Below are 346 nucleotides of genomic sequence, written 5' to 3' on the forward strand. Positions count from 1 at the left end.
TTGTTGTGTTGGTTGTGTGTTCGTTATTTAGGGCGCATGGTGGATGCCTTGGCATGCTGAGCCGATGAAGGACGTGTAAGGCTGCGTTAAGCCTCGGGGAGTTGTCAATAAAGCGTTGATCCGAGGATGTCCGAATGGGGAAACCTGGCACCTGTTATGGGGTGTTACCCTTCAGTGAATTCATAGCTGTTGTGGGGGTTTACGCGGGGAAGTGAAACATCTCAGTACCCGTAGGAGAAGAAAATAAAATATGATTCTGCTAGTAGTGGCGAACGAACGTGGATGAGGCTAAACCGTGTGCATGTGATACTTGGTAGGGGTTGTGTGTGCGGTGTTGTGGGCCCCA

At 50.3% G+C, this 346-nt stretch carries 1 rRNA gene; it reads left to right on the plus strand.

What is annotated here, in order from left to right:
• Nucleotides 1-16: 16 nt before the first annotated feature.
• A 23S ribosomal RNA gene (locus tag HMPREF2806_RS09490) occupies nt 17-346 on the plus strand; the annotation flags it as partial.

The organism is Corynebacterium sp. HMSC076G08 (assembly GCF_001811515.1).
Lineage (GTDB): Bacteria > Actinomycetota > Actinomycetes > Mycobacteriales > Mycobacteriaceae > Corynebacterium > Corynebacterium hiratae.